This window comes from uncultured Croceicoccus sp., assembly GCF_947496385.1.
Classification (GTDB): domain Bacteria; phylum Pseudomonadota; class Alphaproteobacteria; order Sphingomonadales; family Sphingomonadaceae; genus Croceicoccus.
Map to the genome: position 1 here is coordinate 1 of NZ_CANMCP010000002.1, position 23880 is coordinate 23880.

The window sequence follows — 23880 nt, forward strand, 5'->3', positions numbered from 1 at the left end:
AGTGAATTTTTCAAGGAGGGTTTGGGCTTCATCTTCGTTCCTTCGTCACTACGACGAAGCCCAAACCCTCCTTAATTTACAACCTCAAATCTGTGCCATGGGTGCTGACGGGGAACAATCATCGGCCGCGATTGCCCGACCTGCGACGGCAAGCGCCTGAAGCGCGAAGCCCTGTCGGTCAAATTCGCCGGCCTCGACATTGCCGAGTTCGGCGACCTGACAGTGCTCAAGCTGAAGGACTTGCTGATGCCCGTCGCGCAAGGCGCATATGGGGCGGTCTCCGCCCTCTCAAAGGGCCATGTTCTGGAAAAAGCGGCCCGCGATGCAGCGGTCGAACAACGGGTCGCGGCGGGCGGCTCTGCGCACAAGAGCGCGCCAGACGTACGCCGGACGCCCAATCTCTCCGACGAGAAGCGGATCGCCGCCCAACGCCTTGCCTGCGAATTGATCGAGCGGCTGGATCCGCTGATCGATCTTGGCCTTGGCTACATTTCGCTCGACCGCAGCACGCCGACGCTCTCCTCCGGAGAGCTGCAGCGCTTGCGGCTTGCCACGCAATTGTCGTCACAGCTTTTTGGCGTGGTCTATGTGCTTGACGAGCCTTCGGCAGGGTTGCACCCGGCAGATGGCGAAGCCTTGCTCACCATTCTCGAGCGTCTCAAGGCGGCGGGCAACTCCCTGTTCGTCGTCGAACATGATCTCGACGTCATCCGCCGCGCGGAATGGCTCGTCGATGTCGGGCCAGGAGCCGGGGAAAAGGGTGGTGAAGTCCTCTACAGCGGGCCGACAGAGGGGCTTGCCGACGTCGAGACTTCGATCACCCGCCGCTACCTGTTCGCAGAGCCGCTCCACAATGAGCGCACACCGCGCGATCCCAAGGCATGGCTACGCCTGGAAGGGATCAGGCTTAACAATCTCCATGGTCTCGACGTCGAGTTTCCCATCGGCTGCTTCACCGCTGTTACCGGCGTTTCGGGATCGGGCAAATCCAGTCTTGTCAGTCAGGCGCTGCCCGAGCTCGTCACGGAACACCTCGGCGGCTCCCCCGTGGCCGCAGAGGAGGATGTCGATCCGCTGCTCGACGTTGCGCAGAACGACACTGAAGGACGCATTGTCGCAGGCATGGAGCATGTCCGCAGGCTGGTGCGGGTCGATCAGAAACCGATCGGCCGCACGCCGCGCTCGAACCTGTCCACCTACAGCGGCATGTTCGACCATGTGCGACGGATCTTCGCTGAAACGCCGCTCGCCCGCCGGCGGCGCTACGGCCCGGGAAGGTTCTCGTTCAACGTCGCGCAAGGCCGCTGCCCGGTGTGCGAGGGCGAGGGATACGTCATGGTGGAGCTGCTGTTCCTGCCGAGCGTTTTTGCCCCGTGCTCGACCTGTCATGGCTCTCGCTACAACCCGCAAACGCTCGAAGTCGAATGGAACGGGCGCAATATCGCCCAGGTGCTCGAACTGACGGTCGACGATGCGTGTGATTTCTTCGCTGGCGAGGCATCTGTGATGCGCTCCCTCGACGTGTTGCGGGAGATCGGTCTTGGCTATCTGAGGCTCGGTCAGCCGGCGACCGAGCTGTCCGGCGGGGAGGCGCAGCGCATCAAGCTGGCGACTGAACTGCAACGCGCTCAACGCGGCAACACGATCTACATCCTCGATGAGCCAACTTCGGGGCTTCACCCCTCCGATGGCGACCGGCTGATGCAACACCTGCAGGGCCTCGTAGACGCTGGCAATACCGTCGTAGTCGTCGAACATGACATGCGCGCCATCACGCAGGTGGACTGGATCATCGATCTAGGACCGGGGGCCGGGGAAGATGGGGGCCGTATCGTTGCCAGCGGCGTCCCTGGCGCGGTTGCGGAAGCGGAAGGCAGTCTCACCGCCCGCTATCTCAAGGCGGCGCTGTAGGTCGTAAATCTGGCCGAACGCACGTTCGAGCAGGTGCATCTCAACCACGCGTTGGAATGGGTCGAATCTGGAAAGGGGCCGGCGATGTGTCACCGCGGTCGACGCGGCTCAGGGTTTGAGTGCCCGTCAGGTGCGCCGTGTTCGTGTGATACGCGGCGTGGCGGACGGCCCATCGCTGGCCACGCCACGCTTGCTTTGTGAGGACCTTCTCAAGGGAAAAGGCCCTGTCATGGTTCGTCGAAACGCCCCGTCTTAATTCCCTGCTGCGATTTCTTCGACGAGTTTGGCACAGAAGGCGGGCAATTCATTGGGGTCGCGGCTGGTAACAAGGCCGTTGTCGACCACGACTTCCTCATTGGTCCATCCACCGCCGGCGTTCTCGATATCGACCTTCAGCGTCGGGTAGGACGTCAAGGTGCGACCCTTGAGCACGCCCGCCTCGATCAATGTCCAGGGTGCATGGCATATGGCCGCAACAGGTTTTTTCTGATCGAAGAAAGCCCGAATGAAACCGATTGCCTCGACGCTGCCGCGCAGCTTGTCGGCACCGACAGTCCCTCCGGGCACAACAAGTCCGTCGAAATCGTCGGCTTTGACCTCGGAAAACGTCTTGTCGATAGTATAGCTGCCGCCCTCGTCAAGATCGCTATTGACTGTGCGAGCCTTGCCCGGTTCAAAACTGACCACGGTCACTTTGCCACCAGCGTCCTCGACAGCTTGTTTGGGTTTCGAGAATTCTGGTTCTTCCGTCCCGCGGGGTGCGATCAGAATGGCAACTGATTTGCCTTCCAAAGTCATAATTTATTTCCTATTCCGTCGAAGACTAAGGTCAGGTGCCCGGCTTGAGCACGACCTTCGTCCAGCCAGCATCGCGCTCGTCGAAATGCTTGTAGGCGTCTGGTGCCTGATCAAGCGGCAGTCGGTGCGAGATGATTTGAGCAGGATTGGCCCGGTCTTGCTCGATAAGCTTCATCAGTCGCCGGTTGTAGTGCTTTACATTGCACTGGCCGGTGCCGACCTTCTGGCCCTTGAACCAGAAGTTGCCGAAGTCGAACGCCATCTTGCCTTCCTTCTGGAGATCGTCGGGCGCGTTCGGGTCTTCCGGAATGAACACGCCGACGACGCCGATTCCGCCGGTGGCCTTCGTGCTTTTGATGAGGCAGTTCATCGTGTAATTGCTGCGCTCCTTGCCGTGGCGATCGCAACACTGATACCCGACCGCCTCGACCCCCCGGTCGGTCCCGAGGCCGCCGGTCGCGTCAAGAATCTGCTGGGCGGGATCGCCCTTGCGCATGTCGATCGGAATAGCGCCCATCGCCTCGGCCAGTTTCAGGCGGTCATCGTGAGAATCGACCACGAAAATCTGAGAGGCACCACGAATTTCGGCTGAATGCGCGGCCATCAAACCGACCGGACCGGCGCCGTAGATCGCGATGCTTTCGCCAGGCAGGAAACCCGACAGTTCGACGCCATGCCAACCGGTGGGGAAGATGTCGGAGAGCATGACATAGTCATCTTCCTTCTCCTCAGCGTCCTCAGGCAGCTTCAGACAATTGAAGTCCGCATAAGGAACGCGCATCAACTCGGCCTGACCACCTTGCCACGGACCCATCTCGGCAAAGCCATACGCTGCGCCGGCGGTTCCAGGGTTGGTCGTGAGGCAGAAACCCGTCAAACCGCGTTCGCAATTTTCGCAGAAACCGCAACCGACGTTGAACGGCATACACACGCGATCGCCCTTCTTGATACGATCTACGGCAGAGCCGACCTCGATGACCTCGCCAAGGTTTTCGTGACCGAAGACCCTGCCCTTCTCAAAGCTGGTACGGCCCTCATACATGTGAAGGTCCGAGCCGCAGATATTGGTCGTGGTCAGCCGGATGATAACATCGGTCTGCTTTTCGATCTTGGGATCATCGATGGTTTTGACCGAAACATCTTTCGGCCCATTGTACACGACAGCTTTCACGGATCTTTTCCTTTCGCAGCTCTTCTCAACGCGTCATCAAATCGAGAGCTTGTGGTGATCCGGTCCATCGCAACGGTGGAGGACATCGCACCCTTACAAGTGTTCTCAGTTTGCTGAACCTGCTGCTACCTGAGAGGTTCCTTCACGGAGGGCCATCCTGGGATCGATTTACGGCGGTTTTCTGAACGATTGAGCCAGAACGGCCTAACAACGCGCCAAATTGATGTGCTCAGGAATTTCCCGCGAACCAATGGTGCCGTTCCGCCGCGACACATCAACGGCGCCCTATCAGCAAATGCAGAGGTGTGATGAGCGCAAAAGACAAGGCCATCCGCTATCGCGGATGGCCTGTCGTATTGATTTATTCATTTCCCGATTCGGTCGGGCCATCCATTCCGGATGGAAAACGAGCCTTACTCTGCGGTCAGCCGGCAGCTTAGGGCCGACCGCTCCGCTATTTCGCGGCCAGCAGGGTGAACTTGTGAATCTGCGGCGGTTCGGAAAACAGTTCGTCTGCCTTGTCCATCAGTGCGGCGGCAACCTTGCCGTCAAGATGGGCCTGCCGATCCTCCTCTGTGTCGAACGTATCGAAGATCGCGTACGCACCGGGACCTTCCTCGATCGCATACCAGGTCAGAGTGTCCGGCTCAGCTTGAACGAGCGGCAATGCCGAGGTCAGGAAATCGGCGACATCGCGCTCTTTTCCGGGCTTGGCCTTCAATGGCACATACAGGGCAAGTTTGGGCATAATTTATTCCTCAAGTCAAACGAACAGATATTATTCGGCAAAGTAACGGACGAGCGGGCCGGTACGTTCCCCATGAGGCGGAGCACACGCGGCCCCGCCTCCTCGTCGAAATCAGAACTCCTGTGCGGTCGGCCGGATGACGATCGCGTTGACGTCGACGTCATCAGGTTGTTCGACAGCGAACGCGATAGCACGCGCCACCGATGCCGTCGGGATGGCCTGCTTGTAGAAGTCCAGCACCGTCTCGGCAGCCGTGCCGGATGTCGTGAACTTCAGATCGCTTTCGACAGCTCCAGGCTCGATTGACGTGACCCGGACCTTTTCCCCCACCTCGTGGCGCAAGCCCTCGCTGATCGCGCTGACGGCGAACTTGGTGCCGGAGTAGACCGTGCCGCCCGGTGCGAAGACCTTGATGCCCGCAACCGAGCTCAAGTTGATGATGTGACCGCTGCCCTGCTCGAGAAAACCGGGAAGGGCCGCCGCGATGCCGTAGAGCGTACCCTTCAGATTGACGTCGATCATCTGGTCCCACTCGTCGGTGTTGACCTCGGCCATCGGACGGATCGGCATCAGCCCGGCATTGTTGATCAGCACGTCGAGGCGGCCGAAGTCGGCAATGATTGCGGCTACGACGGACTGGACCGCCGATTTGTCGGTCACGTCCAGCGCGTAGCTACGTGCCGTGCCGCCATTTGCGGTGATGTCCGCGACGACCTCGTCGAGCCTGTCCTTGCGCCGCGCGGCGATGGCCACCTTCGCGCCGCGTTCCGCGAGAAGACGCGCTGTTTCCGCGCCGATGCCGCTGCTGCCGCCGGTAATGAGAACGACCTTGCCTTCGATACCTTTTGTCATGTCTGTATTCCTTCAAGTCAGTTGTTGATTTTTTGCCGGATCGCGGCCCCGCTCGAGCCTGCCCGGCCTGATGGGATCACTGTGAGCGCAAGAGGACGGGCCCGGCGCCCACCCGGATGCGGAGCAGCTCGTAAGGCTTGCGGCGCAAGTCCCGCCCGCCGTGGAAGCCTGGCTGGCGGTGAAGCTGGTTGGCGGTGAAGTAGAGGTAGCCGTCGGTGCCGATCGACAGCGTGTCGGGCCAGCTGATGCGCGGGTCGCTGACCACCGTCGTCCAGCGGCCCTGGTCGAGCATGCGGATTGCGTTGTTCTCGTAATCGCCGGCGAACACGCGGCCTCGGTCGTCTTCGGCAATCCCGTCCGAAGCGCCTTTGCGCCCCAGGCTGCGTACCGCGCGGGCCAGTTCCTCATCGGTCACCGCAGGATCGCGCAGCATGGCCGTGGGGACCGCGTGCAGCGTGCGACCCGATAGTGGCCCGTAGTAGAGCAAGCTGCCGTCGGCGCTAAGCCCGATTGCGTCGCTCGCGATTGCTAGCGGCGTCGCGGGTCCGTCGGCCGGGCGGTTCATGAGCACCGCGCCGTCGACAACCGGGGTGAACCCGGGCTCCGGATTGGTCGTCAAATGGTTCGACAGGCGCCGGATCGCACGCCCGCTGGCGATATCGACGACGATGATGCCGCCGATCCCCTCGTTGCTGCTGTCGGTGATGTAGGCGACGCCCTCGGCGCCCTGACGCAGATCGAAGCGCACGTCGTTGAGGTAGGTCGTGGGCAGCACCACGCTGGGCGGCAGGACGATCGTCTTCACCACCCGGTCGGTCGCAAGGTCGATCGCCACCAGCTTTGCACCGCCGGCCTGTGGTTGAGAGAATCTGGGCGCCGCTGTGTCGAGCACCCAGAGGCGGTTGGCGCCGTCTGCCACCACGCTCTGCACCGAGATGAAATGCCCAGCCGGGTCGGCCGGATCGGGCTGGTTGGTCGCGGCGTCGGGATAGGGCACCGCCTTGCCGTCGACCAGCTCGGCAACTGTGAACGGCGCGTTGTCGCCCCATTGCGGGAAGTTGACGAAGATGCGCCCGTTGGCGGCGACGGTCACGCCAGTCGGCATCGCGCCATCGAAGGTCGCGACCTGTTCGATCTGGGGCGCGGATGCACCCTCGCGGGTCGTCGAGCAGGCGGCAAGCGAGAGGGCAGCGCCAGCGGCAAGAAGCAGTTTGACGGAGGTCTTCATGGGGTCATTTCCTTGAGGATGCGGCCCGTTTCTTGGGGTTCGGACCGGAGATATTGCGGGGGCGCCTTGACCGATGCGCCAAGCGCGGCGGCGGCGTGCCAGGGCCAACGCGGATCCCACAGCGCAGCGCGGGCAATCGCTATGGCGTCGGCATGCCCGTCTTCGAGGATGCGCTCCGCCTGCTGCGGATCGGTGATCATTCCGACCGCCACGACAGGCATGGCGACCGCGTCCTTGACCGTCCGCGCCAGCGGCACCTGATAGCCGGGACCGACAGGGATTTGCTGGCGAGGGTCGAGGCCGCCGCCGGAGACGTGGATTGCCGAACAACCGCGCCGCTCCAGCTCCTGTGCAAACAATGCGGTTTCCTCCGCTGTCCAGCCGCCGTCGACCCAGTCGGTCCCCGAAACGCGAATCGTCACCGGGCGGTCGGCCGGAAACGCTTCGCGCACGGCATCGAACACTTCGAGCGGGAACCGCATCCGGTTGTCGAGGCTGCCGCCGTATTCGTCGCCGCGCCGGTTGGAGATCGGCGAAAGAAATTCGTGGAGCAGATAGCCATGCGCGGCGTGGATCTGGACGGCTTCGATGCCGAGCCTGCCGGCACGCCGGGCGGCATCCGCGAACGCCTCCCGGATGCGGGCAAGCCCTGGCTTGTCCAGTTCGACAGGGGGATGGTCGTCCGGATCGAAGGGAATGGCACTGGGTGCCACGGTCTGCCAGCCGTCGTACGCCTCGGGGGCGATCTGCGTTCCACCGTGCCACGGCTTGGCGCAGCTCGCCTTGCGGCCGGCATGGGCAAGCTGGATGATCAGCGGCATGTCCGACCACCGGCGCACGCTTTCGAGCATGCTTTGCATCGCCGCTTCGGTACGGTCATCGTAGAGGCCGACGTCACCGTAGGTGATGCGCCCTTCCGGGCTCACAGCAGTCGCCTCGATCGTTAGCGCGCCGGCGCCCGATAGCGCCAACTGGCCGAGATGCATCTGGTGCCAGTCGGTCATCGCGCCGTCGACTGCCGAATACTGGCACATCGGCGCGATGACGATGCGGTTGGCGAGCCGCAGCCCGCCAACCTCAATCGGTTCGAACAATTTCGCCATCACCATTCGCCCGTGTTGGGCATGGAAGTCCAGGGTTCGGCCGGAGCCTTGTGTTCGCCCTTCTGCAGCAGTTCGATCGAGATCCCGTCCGGCGAGCGGACGAACGGCATGTGTCCGTCGCGCGGGGGGCGATTGATCGTCACGCCGCCCGCCTGCAGCCGCGCGCACGTTTCGTAGATGTCGTCGACCCGGAAGGCGAGGTGGCCGAAGTTTCGGCCCCCCGTGTATGTCTCGGCAGGGCTGCCGTCCTCGGGCGGCCAGTTGTACGTCAGTTCGACCTCGGCATCGCCCTGCTCGCCGTCGCTGCGGAAATCCTCGTCGGCGGCAAGGTAGATCAGCGTGTAACGTCCGGCCTGGTTCTCCATGCGCCGGGTTTCCTTGAGACCCAGCAGCGTGAAGAAACGGATCGCCGCCTCGGGATCGGCGATGCGCAGCATGGTGTGGAGATAGCGCATGATCAGGCGACCTTGTCCTTGAGGGCTTCCATCACAAGCTCCGCGGTGCGGGTAGCGCTGGCAGGGTTCTGGCCGGTCACCAGATTGCCATCGCGCAGTGCGAAGGGGGCAAAATCGGGGCCGCCCTCGTGCTTGCCGCCGAGTTCCTTGAGACGCGTTTCGAGGAGGAACGGCACCGCCCGATCGAGACCGACCGCGCGTTCCTCGCTGTCCGTGAAACCCGCGACACGGCGGCCGGCGACGAAGGGCGTGCCATCGGCCTTCTTCGCGGAGACCAGCCCAGCCGGCCCATGGCAGACGGCGGCGACGATCTTGCCTTCGCGGTCGAAACGTTCGACAAGGCGCGCCAGTTCGTCACTGCCAGGGTAATCGAACATGGTGCCGTGGCCGCCGGGCAGGAACAGCGCGTCGTAGCCGGCGGGATCGATGCTTGTGAATGCCGGCGTACCGGCAACCTCGGCCTTCAGGGCGTCGTCCTTCAGATAGCGCTCGACCGAAGCGTCGTTCTCGCCATCGGCGTTGACGCTGCGTTGGTCGACGGGGATGGCGCCGCCCTTGATCGAGGCCAGCGTCACTTCGGCTCCAGCATCGCGGAACGCGTAGTACGGGGTGGTAAGTTCTTCGAGCCAGACACCCGTCGGTTCGGTGCCGGGGGTCATGCGGTCGGCGGAGGTGGCCACCATGAGAATGCGGGTCATCGTCATTTGTCCTTTTCCATTGAGGTTGGGGACACGAGCAAACGCACCCGGCACAGCCGCACCCGCCACAGAGACAGCTGTGAGAGCTTTCAGCAGTTGGCGGCGATTTTGCATTCGATCGTTCCTGTCGGCGACCTAGATACGCAGGGAACGACATCATGAAATCCAAAGGGAATGGCGGACGGCCATAAATCCCCTTATGGAACCGGAATGTCCCTTCTGCAGATGCGCACCTTCGTCGAAGTCTACCGCCGTCGTTCATTGAGCGAAGCGGCCCGGGCGATCGGCATCACCCAACCGGCTGCGTCGCAGCACATCGCCTCGCTCGAAGCGCAATTGGGCCGTCCCTTGTTTGATCGCCATCCGCGGGGTGTTCGACCAACCGCGATTGCCGACGATCTCGCGGCTTCGATCGGAAGCAGCCTCGACACGGCGGAATCGGCACTGGCCAGCGCGCGGGCCCGTTCGTCGCGCATCTCGGGCACGGTCCACATCGCCGCGCCGTCGGACCTGCTGGGAGAGATGATCGCGCCCAGACTGGCGCCGCTGCTGGATGCGGGGCTAGACCTGCGCCTGCATATCGGCGGGCGCGAGGCGCTCTATGCCTTGCTGCTCGAAGACAAGGTGCACCTGGCTGTCACCGCCTCGCAACCCGAAGATCCGCGGTTGGCCTTCCATGCGCTGGGCGAGGAACACCTGCGCGCCGTAGCCTCTCCCTCCGTGGCCATGCGGATTGCCGAATTGCCGCCGGTCGAAGGGCTTAATCAAACAGCCCACCTCGCCTACGACCTCGACCGGCCGCTGCTGCGAACCTGGCTCCATGCAAACCAGATCGAGCTGACCAGCCAGCCCGCCTTGACCGCGCCCGATCTGAGGGTGCTACGGTCGGCATTGTGCGCGGACCTCGGCTGGACTGTACTGCCCGGCTATCTCACCCGCAGCGAACGCGCTGCCTGCACGCTGATCGAGATACCCGCGCCGATCACGGTGCCGCGCAACGCATACTACCTCGTCTGGGCACGCTCATCGCTGCGACACCCGCGCGTGGCCATGGCTCGGGACGCCCTGATTGCTGCACTCCGAACATAATGGTGGCCACGCCTGTTGGGCCGTGAGCGCAATGTCGGGTCTGAACCAGTTGAGCGCTGGCGAATCGAATGGCGGCTTTCGGGATCGTCGGCGACAACGCCGAACGACCGAATTGGGGGCGCAAAGCTGCCGCCCCGCCCCGCTTTCACGGCACCCTACGCCCCGCACGTTTCCCCCTGCGTTTTTGCTCTCGCTCAAGATTGCGAAAGGCGGTCTGTCTCTGACGATAGCCGGTAGCCATAAGCAGGCGGATGCCGGTATCGCGGCGCCTGCGAAAGCTGTGGCGGTAATATTCGAGCGTTGCCAGCTTTCGAGGCTGGAGGTGTGCCGCCAGATCGCAGGGTGCAAGCGACAGCAGATGATCGATGGTGCCATCGATCAGCGTATCGATCTCATTGATAAGCAGGAAGTTCAGCAAAACACGTTCCATCTGCGGATGGCGCCCAAAGCCGACTTCGCTGGCCAGCATGGACAGCTCCTGCTCGATCTCGACAAGCCAGGGCGGAAGCGGCTCGGGCAAAGTGCGTTTCGAGCGAAAACCATGCTTGAATGCGTTCCTGGCCGCCTTCGCCTTGCCTTGTGGTGATGTGGGTCCTTTGCTTTTTGCGCCATTGCGGCGGCTGGCAGCCCGGGCCGCTTCGCTGCGCGCACTGGATACCGCCGGTTTAGTCGCCTCAGGCTCCTCCCCGGTGCGCGCGCTTGCTGCCGGCTCAATCATAGGCTTCGTCGTCGCTGTGCGAGCCGCAATCGTGCTCACGCAGATGTGCTTGCAGCATCCCTTCCAGATTGGCGACCCGGTCTAGATCTGCGCAGCGCGCATCGAGCCCATTGATGACAGCGTTGCGCGCATGCACGAGTTCGACGATCAGCCGGTCGAGTTCGATGAACAGCGCATGCCTCTGGGTATAGGCCATGCCGACAAGCCGCTCGAAGGCAGGACCAAACGCATTGAGATTGCACAGGCTGATATTCTCAAGGCTTGCGACAATGTTGTGAACGACACCGCGTTCCTCGACATCGGCGCACCAGGAGCTGCCGTCTATCGCAGCATCGTCCGAGGCGGTGCGTCCCTTCTTCGCATGGGAACTCAGGGCATAGAGATGATAGCTGTGCAGGCCTGACTGAATGAGGCGCAATTGTTCGATCCGGCCCGTGAGCTTGGCAATATCGCGCAGGTACAGGCGCTGGATCAGCCCTTTGGGCTCATAGTCCTCGACAAGCTCATCATACAGATCGGTCCACAGGCCTGTGAAGCAATCGCGTTCGAAGGCTTCGCTCACAGGATCCATGGGCAACGTAGTAGTCATCGAAAAACCCTCGTAGATGTTTGTGGTCTTTCGAATCGTGCTGTCACGACATGTCGCATGGCACCCCTTATGTGCGGGCATCGCGATAATCATTGGCCCGGCTATCGACGCGCCAAGCCTTCTGGCTATCCGGCTACCTTACTATCCGGCCACGCGTTCGCGGGCGGTATACGCGACGACGCGACCTGCACGACCGCAGGCTTTGCCAGATTGCGAGGCGTCCGCTCACACCTTGTGCCCCGCCCCTTGCGCCGCGCAGAACTGCAAAGAAAAAGCACGATCTGGACAAACGAACCCAGCGCCGTGCCATCACGCTGACGCCACCAGGCACGGCTCAACGCCTGCGTCTGACACGCATCCGCACGCACTCGGCAAAAGGCCCATGCTTTGCAGGGCAACGCCCTGCGGGTCCTGTGCCATCTGGCTGGCGTGATGGCGCTCTAATCAGCGCCATGCATCGTTCGAACCGCCAGATCTTATTCGCCGCGACCGCCGTGGAGCCAGATCTGGTCGCCTTTCATCCTGCCTGCATACCTGCAGTAACAAGCGCCACGGCTGTCTTCATCAAGCGCGGACTAGATGCGATGGCTTCGATCTTGTCTGTGGTAATTCCGGTAGCGCCGTAAAGCGCGCCGGCAAGCTGGCCGGTAATGGCAGCAGTGGTATCGGCATCCTCGCCAAGCTCGGCGGCCGTCAATATCGCATCGAAGAAATTGGAGGTGCGCGCCACGCACCACAGCGCCGCCTCGAGCGAATGCGCGACATAGCCTGTCGAACATATCGCATCGCGCGACTTGTCGCGCCATGACCCGGCCATGATCTCGCCGATGCGGCCTTGATAAACGGTGCCCGTGCGTCGCTGCAGGACCGTGCTCGCAGGCGCGCCGCCGATGGCATCGGCCAGCAGATCGGCAAAGGCGACACAGGCGTCGACCGCTTCGGGTGCAGCATGCGTGGTCCGGCTCTGGCGCGCAGCGACATCGTGCAGGCGCTGCCGGTTCTGCCAATGCCGCAAGGCCACCGGCGCAAGCCGCATCAGGCTGCCGTTGCCCGCGCTTTGGGGATCGCTCGAGCCTGCCACGGGATCCCCCCTGCGCTTGAAGCGCGCCAGCGCCTGCCGCGTGGTGATGCCGATATCGAAGCAGGTGCCGGTACACGAATAGGTGCCGTTCTCATGCCAGCTGACAAAGCGCTGCATCAGGTCCGTTTCATCAAGGTCGGGATGGTGCAGCAGGCTGTCCATCAAGGCCAGGGCCATGGCGGTATCATCGGTCCATTGACCGGGTTTGAGCTGGAAAGGCCCGCCCCCTTCGATGCCCCTCAAACGCGGACGGCTATCACGCGGCGAGAACTCCAGCGTCGTGCCCAGCGCATCGCCCACCGCCAGCCCGAGCATGGCGCCCAGCGCCCGGTCCGCAATGGCGGCGCGCGAACGCGATGGCACGGGCTCGGCAATCGCCTTCAATTGCATCACGTAGTCAAGTTGTGCCGCCGTCTCGATGGCGCCGGGCCTGACGTTACGAACCGCGACGATGGCCTCCGAAGGCTTCATGCCGAGCTCGATCAGCAGGCGGCAGGCGATCACCCCGGCCCGGCCAGGCCGCCCTTGCAATGGACCAATACGTTCGAGCCTGCGCGAAGCCGCATGCGCAGCTCTTCGCCGACGCTTTGCCAGGCCTCTTCGAAGACGGCATCGGGAATGCCGGCATCCCGGATCGGCAGATGATACCAGTTCATATGCTCATCGAGCACCGACTGGCCGATAGTCTCGACCCCCAGCCTTGCCATCTCGACATCCTCGATCAGCGTGAGCAAGGCGCCGGCATTCCATGCGGCAACCGCGTCGATGTCGACCTTGAGATCGCGGTCCCACCCGCCGGTCATGGCATCGGGCTGCTTCTTGCCCGGACAGAAGGTGAGGCCGACCTTGCCAAGATGCGGCGCGAGGCGGATCTCGGCAATCTGAAGCGGGTGGGTGAGACTGGTACGCATGGGAGGGTGTCCTTTGTGTTACTGCAAGGCCGTGTCATTACCGGCCGGCGTTCTGTCTTCCCTTGATCCATAGCCGACTGGTATCTTCAACAACTATCTGCTTTTGCTCGATTTTTTGTGGTCGGACCCTGTGTCGCCGGTAGCTGGCGCCCTATGGGGATCCCCTTGCAACCGCATCGAACTGTACCTGTATGGGGCATTCGCAGGCCCCGCGGCGTAGCGTCACGATTATGCTGGACAGCTGCGCGCAATCGCTATTGTCTTGGGGTCAGCAGACCTTTCCCCTGCTTGCCCCGGCTGCGCCACATCCCGGGGCTCGAGGCGGCAGGAGCAAGACACGCATAGCTTGCTCCTGCCGCTTTTTGAGGAGACCCCTTTCTTGCCTGTCGCAGCATCTACGACCCCGCCTGACGCGGCGTCGCTATCTTCGTCTTTATGTTCGTCCCCATCCCTATCCCCATCCTCATCTTCATCCCTGCCCCCCGCATCATCGCGCGCCCTGCCCTCAGCATCATCGCGCGCCCAGCCCTTCGATCTCGATGCCGAGCTTGCTGCCCTGCCCGCCATGACCCGCAAGGCGCTGCGGGCCCGGTGGACGCAGCTGACCGGCAAGCCCGCCCCCAGGCTCAGCGCCGCCATGATGCGCTTTGCGCTTGCCCATCTCTTACAGACCCAAGTTTATGGCTCGCTGTCTGTCCGCAGCGCCGAACGGCTTGGCAGGTTCGCAGCATCCGCGGGTGCCGATGCCCCAGCCCCGCCCCGCCAGCGGCTCGTGCGCGAATGGAAAGGCGTGCTGCACAGCGTCACCATCGCCTCTGACGGGACGATCCGCTGGCAAGGCAAGGACTGGCGTTCCTTGAGCGAAGTCGCCCGCGCCATTACCGGCACACGGTGGTCGGGACCGGCCTTCTTCGGTCTCAAGTCCAAAGGCAAACCCAAGGGCAAGACCCTGCCCAACGCCCCGGCAGAGGCACAGGCAGAGCCTCAGTCAAAATCGACGCGGCACGCCGCATGACGACGAATACGATGGCGACCAAACCCGTGCGCTGCGCGATCTATACGCGCAAGTCCAGCGAGGAAGGGCTCGAGCAGGGGTTCAACTCGCTCGATGCCCAGCGCGAGGCCTGTGCCGCCTATATACTGAGCCAGGCCTCCGAAGGCTGGCAGATGATCGACACGGTCTATGACGATGGTGGGATCTCGGGCGGAACGCTCGAGCGTCCGGCGCTCCAGCAATTGCTCGTCGATGTCGCGGCCGGCAGCATCGACATCATCGTCGTCTACAAGGTCGACCGGCTGACGCGTTCGTTGCTCGATTTTGCAAGGCTGGTCGAAGCGCTCGACAAGGCGGGCACCAGCTTCGTCTCCATCACCCAGGCCTTCAACACCACCACCAGCATGGGCCGGCTCACCCTCAACATGCTGCTCTCCTTTGCCCAGTTCGAGCGTGAAGTGACCGCCGAGCGCATTCGCGACAAGGTCGCCGCCTCCAAGGCAAAAGGCATGTGGATGGGCGGCGTGCCGCCGCTGGGCTACAAGCCTCAAGGCCGCAGCCTTGCCATCGTCGAGGAACAGGCCGCCATCGTGCGCCAGATCTTTGCCGCCTATCGCAAGCTTGGCAATGTCCGCCTTGTCGAACAGCATCTGCTCGACAACGGCATCACCGTGCCGGTGCGCAAGACCGGCACGGGACGTAAGCTTGGCGGCGGCTTCTTCTCGCGCGGGCAGCTTTATGCCATCCTCAAGAACCCGATCTATACAGGGCGCATCGTGCATCACGGCACGCTCTATCAAGGCCTGCACGATGGCATCATCGAACGCGGCCAATGGGACAAGGTCCAAAGCCAGCTTGCCGGTCATGTCCAGGGGCCACGCAGCGCCGCCCCGTCACCAGGCGAACATCTGCTGGCCCATCGCATTGTCGATGAAGCCGGCGACAGGCTGGTGGCGACCCATGCCTGCAAGGGCGCAGGCAAGGCCAGGAAGCGCTATCGCTATTATGTCAGCAAGGCATTGCAGCACGGTCAGCAGCCTGCACCATCAGCGCAATCCATACGCCTGCCGGCCGGCGAGATTGAAAGCCTTGTCAGTACAGCGCTCGCTGATCTGTTTGCCGATCCGGTGCATCTGGCCGACCGGGCCGCGCTTGCGCTGACGCCCGCTACGCTTGCCGGGCTGGCTGTGTCCTGCAAATCTGTCCATGCGGCCCTTGTCACGGGCCGCAGCCGTCATCTCGCCACCCTGGTCACCGAAGTCCGGATCCGCCCGGCCTCCATCACCATCGCCCTGTCGTCTGCCGCGATTGCTGCTTTGGTCGATGTGCCGCTTCTCGATGGCGCGCCTGTCCAGCTCACCATCACCAGCCATGTGCATCTCACCCGTACGGGGCGTGCCGTCCGCCTTGTCCAGGACAATGGCGCGCTCGCCGGGCACGACGGTCCCGATGTCGCGCTTCTTCGCCTCATCCTGCGTGCCCGCGAATGGTGGGATATTCTTGGTGAGGGCGACCTCGATCCCACCGCGCTGGCCGCGCGCGAAGGCGTGACCGTCTCCTATATCACCCGGGTCACCCGGCTTGCCTTTCTTGCCCCCCAGGTGATCGACGGCATTCTTGCCGGACGGCTCAAGGCCGGGATCAGTGCCAGGACCTTGCTGGCTGCCAATGCCATCGATCCCGACTGGAACACGCAGGAGCAAACCCTGCTGGTCGCTCACGCCAGCGTGTAGAATGCCGCCGGCCGTCCCGATCCGCGGTGCTCGTCGCCGGTGGTTTGCAAGCTCCGGCCATCGGGAAAGGTCCGGGCCAGCATGCGCTTGCGAAAGAGCGGTTTGGAAAGCGGCTTGCCCAGCACCGACTCGTGCACCGTTTGCAGCTCCAGCATGGTGAATGCGTAATCAAGCGCGTCGAACGCGATCATCGTGCCATCGATCACACCCCGCAAGTGCCGAACCGCGGCGTCGATGATCGCGCCGTGATCGAAGGCCAGCGGAAGCGCGACCCCGCCTGTCATGACACGCGCCTCTTTGCGCGCCTCGTCCATCGTGACATCCGCCAGCACCGGACCCAATCCCGCTTCGGTCACGCGGGCAAGCCATGCCGGCCGGACCAGCGCCACGAACGCGGTCGAGATCACCCATCCCCTCGGATCGCGCGCAGGATCGCTGAAGGTAAAGAACGGCCGCAAGGCAGCATCGAGATCGCCGATCTCCTCATACAGCACTTCGTGCATTGCCAGCTCGAACGCAGCCGGCTCTTCGATCAACCGTCCTGGCAGCGTCCATCGTCCTTCGAAGGGCGGGCGCTCGCGTTCCCTCACCACCACCTGCAAACCGCCGTCGCTGACCGTCAGCAGCACCAGGTCGATGGCCGGGTGCGCCAGCGCGGGTTGCTCGCGCGGGAACAGCAGGCGCGGGTTGGAAGTCATCACGATCCTTTGCGAGGCAGCGGCCATGACAGGCGGCCGAGACAGATAGTCATTCTATCTGCTGGACTGATACAGCAAAGCGCCGCATGTGTCTGCCGGCAGGCATCTGGCTTGCTGCTTCGGCACGCCATGCCGGCTTCTGCCTTGCCAACGGCAGCGGCGCCTTGCGGCTTTACAGCGCTGGCTCACGGCGCTTGCCTGGCGCGGCCATCCAACTTGCACATTACCGCTTCTTTTGCCCACGGTTCACCGCGCCCAAAAACGCGTCCAGGTTGCGCGCATGTTGACAACCTCTTTTTTTAGCGGCGCGATTGGCAATTGCGTCCGGGTTATAAGTTGTCAGCCTTATCGGTTTATATCACTAATACAACGGGTTAGACGTAATCTCGCCTCAGGGCCCTGACAACATCATTGTCAACGAACGCCGACAAGCGGTTGTCAGCTGTCAACATGCGCAACCTCTCCCGCCAAGCCCGATTCAGCAGGGTCGACAGGGCTCGCTCCGGGCGAGTGTAACCTGGCTATCATTCGCGGCGCGGCAGGGCACCGGAGGCGCTCTCGTTCTCCGCTTTTCCGGAGCACTACTCCGTGCGCCCATCTCCACTCTCCGCCGGTACGGGGCAGACACGAAAAAGCCCGCAGTCTGCGGGCTATTTGGCTGTTTCTCTGCTGTGGGAGATAGGGCCTGGACTAAATGGCGGAGCGGGTGGGATTCGAACCCACGATACGGGGTTACCGTATACACACTTTCCAGGCGTGCGCCTTCGACCACTCGGCCACCGCTCCGCGCGCTCTTGCATGAGCGAGCCGTGCCCTAGCCGCTCCCATTCGGCGACGCAAGAGGCATGGCGATTATACCCGCGCCCCGATCAGATGACCGCCGAACTGCCCCGCAAGGCGGCGAAATACCCGCTCATCGCAGCGACGGATTTGTCGCTCAGCGCGATAAAGGCGCGGCGGCGGTCGGCCCTGTCCTGCACGCGCTTGAGCAGGCCGGCCTCGGTCATCTGGCTGATCCAGCGCAGCGCGGTCGTCGGCGGCACGTTCGCGGCAATGCAGAGGCTGCTGACGGAGACTTGCGTGCGCTCCGCCTGCGCCGCGGTCAGGTCGAGCAGGATGTCCCAGGCCGGGTCCGCGAACAGCTCGGCATCGAAGAACTTCGCGCGCAATTGGCGCTGACGGATGATTTCGCGGATCAACGCCGCGGGCGGCAGGCTGCCATTGTCGCGCGCGGCGGTCGCCCGTTCGTGCCGGGGGGTCAGCGATATGAAGCCCGTGTCCGGCTCCTTCGCCAGGTTTTCGGACGTGAAACGCTCGTCTCCGCGCGCCTCGATCCGGCGGGCCAGCATGCTGACCTGTTCGGTGAGCCGCATCAGCGCGGCGCGATCTTCCGACGCGATGTCGCCCACGCTCTGCCCCGGCGCGCGCAGCGGACGGATTGATCAGGATCTGCGCATCGCCCCATTCGGCCATGCCGTAAACGGTGTCGATCGCATCCGCGCTGGTCGAGAGTATGAACGCCTCGCCCCCGCGCGCCGCCCGTTCGCCCAGCCGCCCCAGCACGGCGGCCAACGTATCGTCGACGATCGGCGCATCGATGATCAGGATGTCGCCAAGCGCCGGCAATGCCTCGTCCCGCAAGGGGGCGATGTCGGCGCAATGCCGCACGCGCATGCCGGCATCGTCCGCCAGGTCGGAAAGCAGGCCCCGCACCTGCGACCGGTCCGCGAATATCGACGCGCTCGACCCCGGCGGCGATGCCGACGCAGCGTCGCGGTTTTCACCGAATGCATATTGGAAAGGCGCTGCGTTCTGCCCCATTGTAGCGACCCCTTGGCGCCGGGAGGATGCCCCGACAGGCGAAGATACTGAAAATACGAAGCTTCCCGGTCAAGCGATTTTCGCGTTAAACCTTGCGCCGCCCTTCGAGCATCCCCTTCGTGCCGCCGCGATGCAGGACGAATTCGATGTCCGGCCAACGCTTGCGCCACCGCCGCGCCACGACCCGTTCGCCGGGCCGCGCCGCATCGTCGAGCAACACCCTCCCGCCCTTGCTCAACCGGTCGAACAAGCGTTCCGCCGCGCCACGCACGAACGGGTTCAGGGTCCAGGGCGGACCGTCGATGATGAGCAGGTCGATGGTGTCGGGCACATGGTCGAGATCGTACCAGCACGACGCCCATTTGCCGTCCTGCGATGCGAGCGGGGCATGCCGTATATCGGCGTTCAGCCCGTTTTCCGTCAGCCATCGCGCGGTCGCGGCGACGAATGCGGCGTTCTGGTCGAAGCTGGTCAGCGTGCCGCCGCCATGCAATTGCAACGCACGCGCCGCGATGAGCGAGGACGCCCCCGCGCCCAGTTCCACCACGCAGGCGGGGCGATCCGCCGCGATCGCATCCGCAATCCGCGTGAGGAAGAACGTATCCGCCTTCCAGCTCCCCAGGTTAGGGAGCGCATCATGCGGCAGGTCGAGCCGGTCGAGCAGCGCGGCCTTGTCGCGCCGGCGCCCGCCCGAAAGGCTGCGCAACAACCACGGCCATTGCACCACCGCCCACCCCGCGACGAGCGCCTTTTCCCGCCAGCTTCGGTGCAGCCCCGCCTCGCCCTGCGGCAGATATCCTGTCGTCTCGCGCGACGTCATCGTCCGGGCCGGCGTTGCGCGGTCAATCCACGAACGGGTCGCGCACCAGGATCGTATCCTCGCGTTCCGGGCTGGTGGAGACGAGCGCCACCGGCGTCTCGATCAATTCCTGCACGCGCTGAATATACTTAATCGCCTGCGCCGGGAGATCGGCCCAGCTGCGCGCACCGGCGGTCGTCCCCTTCCAGCCTTCCATCTCTTCGTAGATCGGCTCCACGCGGGCCTGATCGGCGGCATGGGCGGGCAGGTAATCGAGGATCCGCCCATCGAGCCGATAGCCCGTGCAGATGCGCACGACATCGAACCCGTCGAGCACGTCGAGCTTGGTCAGCGCGATGCCGGTCACGCCCGAAATGCTGCACGACTGGCGCACCAGAACCGCATCGAACCAGCCGCAACGCCGCTGCCGCCCGGTCACCGTCCCGAATTCATGGCCGCGTTCGCCCAGACGCTGACCGATCTCGTCGGACAGTTCGGTGGGGAACGGACCGGAACCGACACGGGTGGTATAGGCCTTCACGATGCCCAGCACGAAGCCGGTGCTGTTGGGACCGAGACCCGACCCCGCGGCCGCGGTACCGCTCACCGTGTTGGAGCTGGTGACGAAGGGATAGGTGCCGTGATCGACGTCGAGCAGCACGCCCTGCGCCCCTTCGAACAGGATGCGGGCGCCGGCCTTGCGCACTTTCTTCAGCCGCTTCCACACCGGCTGCGCGAATTGGAGGACGTAATCGGCAATCTCGCGCAATTCGGCAAGCAGGCTTTCCCGGTCGACCGGATCCTGCCCGAAACCGTGGCGCAGCGCGTCGTGATGCGCACACAGCCGGTCGAGCTGCGGGCCGAGCGCGTCGAGATGCGCAAGGTCGCACACGCGGATCGCGCGGCGGCCGACCTTGTCCTCATACGCCGGGCCGATGCCGCGCCCGGTCGTGCCGATCTTGCCCGTGCCCGCCGCGTTTTCGCGCAGACCGTCGAGATCGCGGTGCAGCGGCAGGATCAGCGCGCAATTGTCGGCGATGGCGAAGTTTTCCGCGTCGATCGTCACGCCCTGCGCGGTGAGCTTCTCGATCTCGGCCTTGAGCGCCCAAGGGTCGAGCACCACGCCATTGCCGATGATCGACAGCGTGCCCGTCACGATGCCCGACGGCAGCAGCGACAATTTATAGGTCACGTCCCCCACGACGAGCGTGTGGCCGGCATTGTGCCCACCCTGAAACCGCACCACGGCGTCGGCCCGGCTGGCGAGCCAGTCCACGATCTTGCCCTTGCCCTCATCGCCCCACTGGGCGCCGATCACCGTTACGTTTGCCAAGATTTTTCGCCCTTGCTTTCAGCTTTGGTAAAGCCCGCGCGGCATTAGGGTGCCTTCGCCACCGGGGCAAGGGCACACAGCCGCCATTTGCCCGGCCGATACGCATTGAGACGGGATTTTTATGGATTTGAGTGTATTTCGCCCCTTCGCCGCGATGGCGTGCGCCGCCGCCCTGTCGGCTGCGCCCGTGCCTCCCGCCCTTGCACAGGACGCAGCGCCGGGGGGCGTTCCGGCGGCGGAGGCGGGGACGCGTACCGCCACGGCCATGCCGGCCCCTTCCTCGATCCGCTATGGGAGCGATGCATTACAGACGCTCGATTTCTTCCCCGGCGCCGGGTCGGGCACGGCGCCGCGTCCGCTCATCGTGTTCGTCCATGGCGGGGCATGGGTGTCGGGGGACAAAGCCGATTCGACCGGCACGGCCAAGATCCGCCATTACACGCAGGCGGGCTATAATTTCGCGACGATCAACTATCGCCTGCTGCCCGATGTCGACATCCAGGATCAGGCGCAGGACGTCGCCGACGCGGTCGCCATGCTGCGCGATCGCGCCGAAACCCTGCATATCGATCCGCGCCGCGTCGTGCTCATGGGGCATAGCGCGGGCGGGCATCTTGCCGCGCTGGTGGCGACGGATCCGCAATATCTGCGCGCCGGCGGGATGGCGCCTACCGACATCGCGGGTGCGGTGCTGATCGATGCCGCCGCGCTCGATGTCGGGCAGCAGATCAGGGCCGCCGGGCCGCTGCTCGGCTTTGCCTACGAACTCGCCTTTTCCGGCAATGCGGCGATGCAGGGCGCGATGTCCCCGACCGCCCATGTCGACAGCCCGAACGCCGGCGCCATGCTCATGCTCCATGTCGAGCGCGACTCCGCCGCACAGGCCCGGATCTTCGCCGATGCGCTGAAAAAGGCGGGCACGCCGGCCGAGGTCGCTGCCTTCGAAGGGCGCGGGATGAAAGCCCATAACGAGATCAACAACAGGCTCGGGCGGAGCGATTATCCCGCCACGCGAATCGTCGACGAATGGCTCGCGCAGGTGATGGGTGGTTGAAATCCGGCGCGGATTGCCCAGCTTTCATGGGTACCACCCGATAATTCTTGCCGGAACGGAGCATCACCCGTTCGCGCGCAATTAAGGAGATCTATGAACGCCCCTACTGCTTTTCCCACGCTCCACCTCAACGATGGCCGCGAAATGCCGCAACTCGGCTTCGGCACGTACAAGATCGAGAATGACGATGCGACCGACATCGTCGCCATGGCGCTCGAGGAAGGCTTCCGCCTGATCGACACCGCATCCATCTACGGCAACGAGCAAGGCGTCGGCAAGGCGCTCTCGGGCAAGCACGGATTGTTCCTCACCACCAAGATCTGGAACGACGATCAGGGTTACGACGAGACGAAGGCCGCCTTTCACCAGTCGCTCGCAAGGCTCGGCCGCGACGAGGTCGACCTGCTCCTCATGCACTGGCCCTGCCCGGACAAGGGCAAGTTCGTCGAGACGTGGAAGGCCATGACCGAACTGCGCGAGGATGGCCGCGTCAAATCGATCGGCGTGTCCAATTTCAATGCCGATCATCTGCAGACGCTGATCGACGAAAGCGGCGTCGTTCCCGCGGTCAACCAGGTCGAGCTTCACCCCACGTTTCAGCAGAAGGAATTGCGCGCCTTCCACAAGGAGCACAATATCATCACGCAAAGCTGGTATCCGCTCGGCTCCGGCGAGGCGATGAGCAACCCCGTCATTCAGGACATCGCCAAGGAACTCGACGCAGATCCGGGCGCCGTCGTCCTGCGCTGGCACATGCAGAGCGGCTGTTCACCCATTCCCAAGGCGTCCTCGCGCGAACACATGGCGGCCAATCGCGGCGCGATGCAGGTGTTCCTGAATCGCGATCACATGGCGCGGATCGACGCGCTCGACAGTGCCGATGGTCGCAAGGGGCCGGACCCCAAGACCTTCTGCGGCTGATCGATCAGAGCCGGACCGGTTCCCGCCCGCGCAGCACATGGGTACAGCCCAGCGCGGCGGGGTCGTCCGCATCCGACAATTGCGCGACCGTCTGCCAGCCAATCGCGCGCAGGCGGTCCGCGATGTCGGGATCATAGCCTTCGGGCAGGAAGAGGCGGTCGGCGCCCTGCGTCCGCGCGCAAAGCTGTATCAGCGGATCGGTGTAGAGCGAGAAACCCGTCGCGGCCTCGTCATGGCCGCCCTCGCCGCCAATGCGATAGGTGCCGCCCCGGCCCAGCGCGCCGCGCAGCCCGTCGGCATAGATCGTGAACCCGAACCAGCTTTGATATTCGAAACCGTGGCGTTCCGACGGGTCGAGCGTGAGCGCGGCGCGCCCGCCGACATGGTCGGCAATCCGGCGCAGCCCCGCAATCCGCGTCGCGAGCGCCCCGCCCGCGTCGATCGCGGCCAGCTTCTCGATCGCGGTGTCGAATGCGCCCGTCGCATAGAGCAGCGGCAGATAAGCATCCGCGCCCAGCGTCTTGAGCCCGCCCGCATCCTTCGCATCGAGTTCGCGGCGGACGGCGGCGACCTGTTCCGGCGCGAGCGGCAGCGAACCGGCCGACAGGGTCTCGACCAGATCGGGCAGGGTGAAATCCACCGATATGTCCTGCGCGCCCGCGGCCCGCAGCGCGGCAATGGCGAGGCTCACGCTCTCGCAAGCCGCGGCGACCGTATCGGTGCCGACGATTTCTGCGCCAATCTGAAGCCGTTCGCGTTCGGGTTCGAGCCCGTCACCACGAATGGCGAGCACCTGACCCGCATAGCACAAGCGCAGCGGACGCGCCGCATCGCGCAGCCCGGTCGAGGCGATGCGCCCCACCTGCACCGTCATGTCCGAACGCAGCGCCAGCGTGCGCAGCGAAACCGGGTCGGTATAGCGGACCATGCGCCGCGTCCCCGTCCCCGCCATGCGGGAGGCGAGGCTGCGCTCGAACTCGACCAGGGGCGGCTGCACCATGGCATAGCCGTGGGCGACCATGGTATCTGTGACCGCGCGGGTAATCTGCACCGCGCTCGCGGCATGGGGGGGCAGCCGGTCGGCCAGACCTTCGGGCAGAAGATCGGCGGGCAAGAGATCGGCGTCCGGCAGGCTGGCGCCCTGTGGCATGTCGGTGGCGGCGGTCATCGTCATT

General features: G+C 64.0%; 23 protein-coding genes and 1 tRNA gene. 6 read left to right on the forward strand and 18 right to left on the reverse strand.

All coding sequences use genetic code 11. The features are described 5' to 3' along the window. The first annotated feature begins 222 nt into the window (after positions 1-222). Positions 223-1911: an ATP-binding cassette domain-containing protein gene (locus tag Q0897_RS03690; RefSeq protein ID WP_299307601.1), complete on the forward strand. Its 1689-nt coding sequence runs from the start codon at positions 223-225 to the stop codon at positions 1909-1911. 252 nt (positions 1912-2163) lie between these two features. Here the strand turns inward: Q0897_RS03690 and Q0897_RS03695 are convergent, their stop codons facing one another. From Q0897_RS03695 to Q0897_RS03730, 8 genes are all read right to left on the reverse strand, one after another. Then, a complete protein-coding gene (locus Q0897_RS03695; protein ID WP_299307603.1) occupies positions 2164-2709 on the reverse strand; it encodes a type 1 glutamine amidotransferase domain-containing protein in 546 nt (181 codons plus the stop codon). A gap of 31 nt (positions 2710-2740) precedes the next feature. Beyond that, positions 2741-3880, reverse strand: coding sequence for a glutathione-independent formaldehyde dehydrogenase (locus Q0897_RS03700; RefSeq protein WP_299307605.1), 1140 nt, complete (start codon positions 3878-3880; stop codon positions 2741-2743). Between the two features lie 454 nt (positions 3881-4334). Beyond that, positions 4335-4628, reverse strand: coding sequence for an antibiotic biosynthesis monooxygenase (locus tag Q0897_RS03705; RefSeq protein WP_299307606.1), 294 nt, complete (start codon positions 4626-4628; stop codon positions 4335-4337). A gap of 111 nt (positions 4629-4739) precedes the next feature. Further along, complete coding sequence (locus Q0897_RS03710) at positions 4740-5480, reverse strand: SDR family oxidoreductase (RefSeq protein ID WP_299307608.1); 741 nt, start codon at positions 5478-5480, stop codon at positions 4740-4742. 76 nt (positions 5481-5556) lie between these two features. Beyond that, on the reverse strand, positions 5557-6708 hold the full coding sequence (locus Q0897_RS03715) for an L-dopachrome tautomerase-related protein (protein WP_299307610.1): 1152 nt from the start codon (positions 6706-6708) through the stop codon (positions 5557-5559). Further along, positions 6705-7817 (reverse strand): NADH:flavin oxidoreductase/NADH oxidase, encoded by a 1113-nt coding sequence (locus Q0897_RS03720; protein ID WP_299307611.1) that lies wholly within the window; start codon positions 7815-7817, stop codon positions 6705-6707. The genes Q0897_RS03715 and Q0897_RS03720 overlap by 4 nt, the downstream gene beginning before the upstream one ends. Further along, positions 7811-8266: a VOC family protein gene (locus Q0897_RS03725; protein WP_299307613.1), complete on the reverse strand. Its 456-nt coding sequence runs from the start codon at positions 8264-8266 to the stop codon at positions 7811-7813. The genes Q0897_RS03720 and Q0897_RS03725 overlap by 7 nt, the downstream gene beginning before the upstream one ends. A 2-nt stretch (positions 8267-8268) precedes the next feature. Continuing rightward, entirely contained in the window at positions 8269-8970 is a 702-nt protein-coding gene (locus Q0897_RS03730) for a type 1 glutamine amidotransferase domain-containing protein (RefSeq protein ID WP_299307625.1), read from the reverse strand. Positions 8971-9174: 204 nt separating this feature from the next. On the opposite strand from Q0897_RS03730, the gene Q0897_RS03735 reads away from it, so the two are divergent. Then, on the forward strand, positions 9175-10053 hold the full coding sequence (locus Q0897_RS03735) for a LysR family transcriptional regulator (protein WP_299307626.1): 879 nt from the start codon (positions 9175-9177) through the stop codon (positions 10051-10053). A gap of 145 nt (positions 10054-10198) precedes the next feature. Here Q0897_RS03735 and Q0897_RS03740 read toward each other — a convergent pair whose 3' ends face one another. From Q0897_RS03740 to Q0897_RS03755, 4 genes are all read right to left on the reverse strand, one after another. Continuing rightward, on the reverse strand, positions 10199-10771 hold the full coding sequence (locus tag Q0897_RS03740; RefSeq protein WP_299307629.1) for a hypothetical protein: 573 nt from the start codon (positions 10769-10771) through the stop codon (positions 10199-10201). Continuing rightward, entirely contained in the window at positions 10764-11453 is a 690-nt protein-coding gene (locus Q0897_RS03745; RefSeq protein WP_299307630.1) for a hypothetical protein, read from the reverse strand. The genes Q0897_RS03740 and Q0897_RS03745 overlap by 8 nt, the downstream gene beginning before the upstream one ends. Positions 11454-11877: 424 nt before the next feature. Next, a complete protein-coding gene (locus Q0897_RS03750; RefSeq protein ID WP_299307631.1) occupies positions 11878-12945 on the reverse strand; it encodes an ADP-ribosylglycohydrolase family protein in 1068 nt (355 codons plus the stop codon). Then, the gene (locus tag Q0897_RS03755; protein ID WP_299307632.1) at positions 12942-13352 is read right to left on the reverse strand and encodes a hypothetical protein; all 411 of its coding nucleotides are present in this window, start codon (positions 13350-13352) and stop codon (positions 12942-12944) included. The genes Q0897_RS03750 and Q0897_RS03755 overlap by 4 nt, the downstream gene beginning before the upstream one ends. Before the next feature lie 379 nt (positions 13353-13731). Here Q0897_RS03755 and Q0897_RS03760 point away from each other — a divergent pair, with 379 nt between their 5' ends. Together Q0897_RS03760 and Q0897_RS03765 are read left to right on the forward strand one after the other, a co-directional pair. Further along, a complete protein-coding gene (locus Q0897_RS03760) occupies positions 13732-14367 on the forward strand; it encodes a DUF2924 domain-containing protein (RefSeq protein WP_299308146.1) in 636 nt (211 codons plus the stop codon). Further along, a complete protein-coding gene (locus Q0897_RS03765; protein ID WP_299307633.1) occupies positions 14364-16079 on the forward strand; it encodes a recombinase family protein in 1716 nt (571 codons plus the stop codon). Before Q0897_RS03760 ends, Q0897_RS03765 begins: the two co-directional genes overlap by 4 nt. On the opposite strand, the gene Q0897_RS03770 is transcribed toward Q0897_RS03765, so the two are convergent. The 5 genes from Q0897_RS03770 to Q0897_RS03790 all read right to left on the reverse strand — a co-directional run bounded on the left by Q0897_RS03770 (position 16064) and on the right by Q0897_RS03790 (position 20730). Next, a complete protein-coding gene (locus tag Q0897_RS03770; RefSeq protein WP_299307634.1) occupies positions 16064-16777 on the reverse strand; it encodes a hypothetical protein in 714 nt (237 codons plus the stop codon). The two genes, Q0897_RS03765 and Q0897_RS03770, sit on opposite strands and share 16 nt — an antisense overlap. A gap of 695 nt (positions 16778-17472) precedes the next feature. Beyond that, positions 17473-17563, reverse strand: a tRNA-Ser gene (locus Q0897_RS03775). 83 nt (positions 17564-17646) lie between these two features. Further along, positions 17647-18186 (reverse strand): winged helix DNA-binding protein, encoded by a 540-nt coding sequence (locus Q0897_RS03780; protein ID WP_299307635.1) that lies wholly within the window; start codon positions 18184-18186, stop codon positions 17647-17649. A 497-nt stretch (positions 18187-18683) separates the two neighbouring features. After that, the gene (locus Q0897_RS03785) at positions 18684-19418 is read right to left on the reverse strand and encodes a class I SAM-dependent methyltransferase (protein WP_299307636.1); all 735 of its coding nucleotides are present in this window, start codon (positions 19416-19418) and stop codon (positions 18684-18686) included. A gap of 22 nt (positions 19419-19440) precedes the next feature. After that, complete coding sequence (locus tag Q0897_RS03790; RefSeq protein WP_202085361.1) at positions 19441-20730, reverse strand: adenylosuccinate synthase; 1290 nt, start codon at positions 20728-20730, stop codon at positions 19441-19443. Between the two features lie 121 nt (positions 20731-20851). Between Q0897_RS03790 and Q0897_RS03795 the strand changes: the two genes are divergently transcribed. Further along, on the forward strand, positions 20852-21784 hold the full coding sequence (locus Q0897_RS03795; RefSeq protein ID WP_299307637.1) for an alpha/beta hydrolase: 933 nt from the start codon (positions 20852-20854) through the stop codon (positions 21782-21784). Positions 21785-21877: 93 nt separating this feature from the next. After that, positions 21878-22705, forward strand: a complete 828-nt coding sequence (locus Q0897_RS03800; RefSeq protein ID WP_299307638.1) for an aldo/keto reductase — start codon at positions 21878-21880, stop codon at positions 22703-22705. 4 nt (positions 22706-22709) lie between these two features. Here Q0897_RS03800 and Q0897_RS03805 read toward each other — a convergent pair whose 3' ends face one another. Then, positions 22710-23855, reverse strand: a complete 1146-nt coding sequence (locus Q0897_RS03805; protein ID WP_299308147.1) for an ATP phosphoribosyltransferase regulatory subunit — start codon at positions 23853-23855, stop codon at positions 22710-22712. Between the last annotated feature and the right edge of the window lie 25 nt (positions 23856-23880).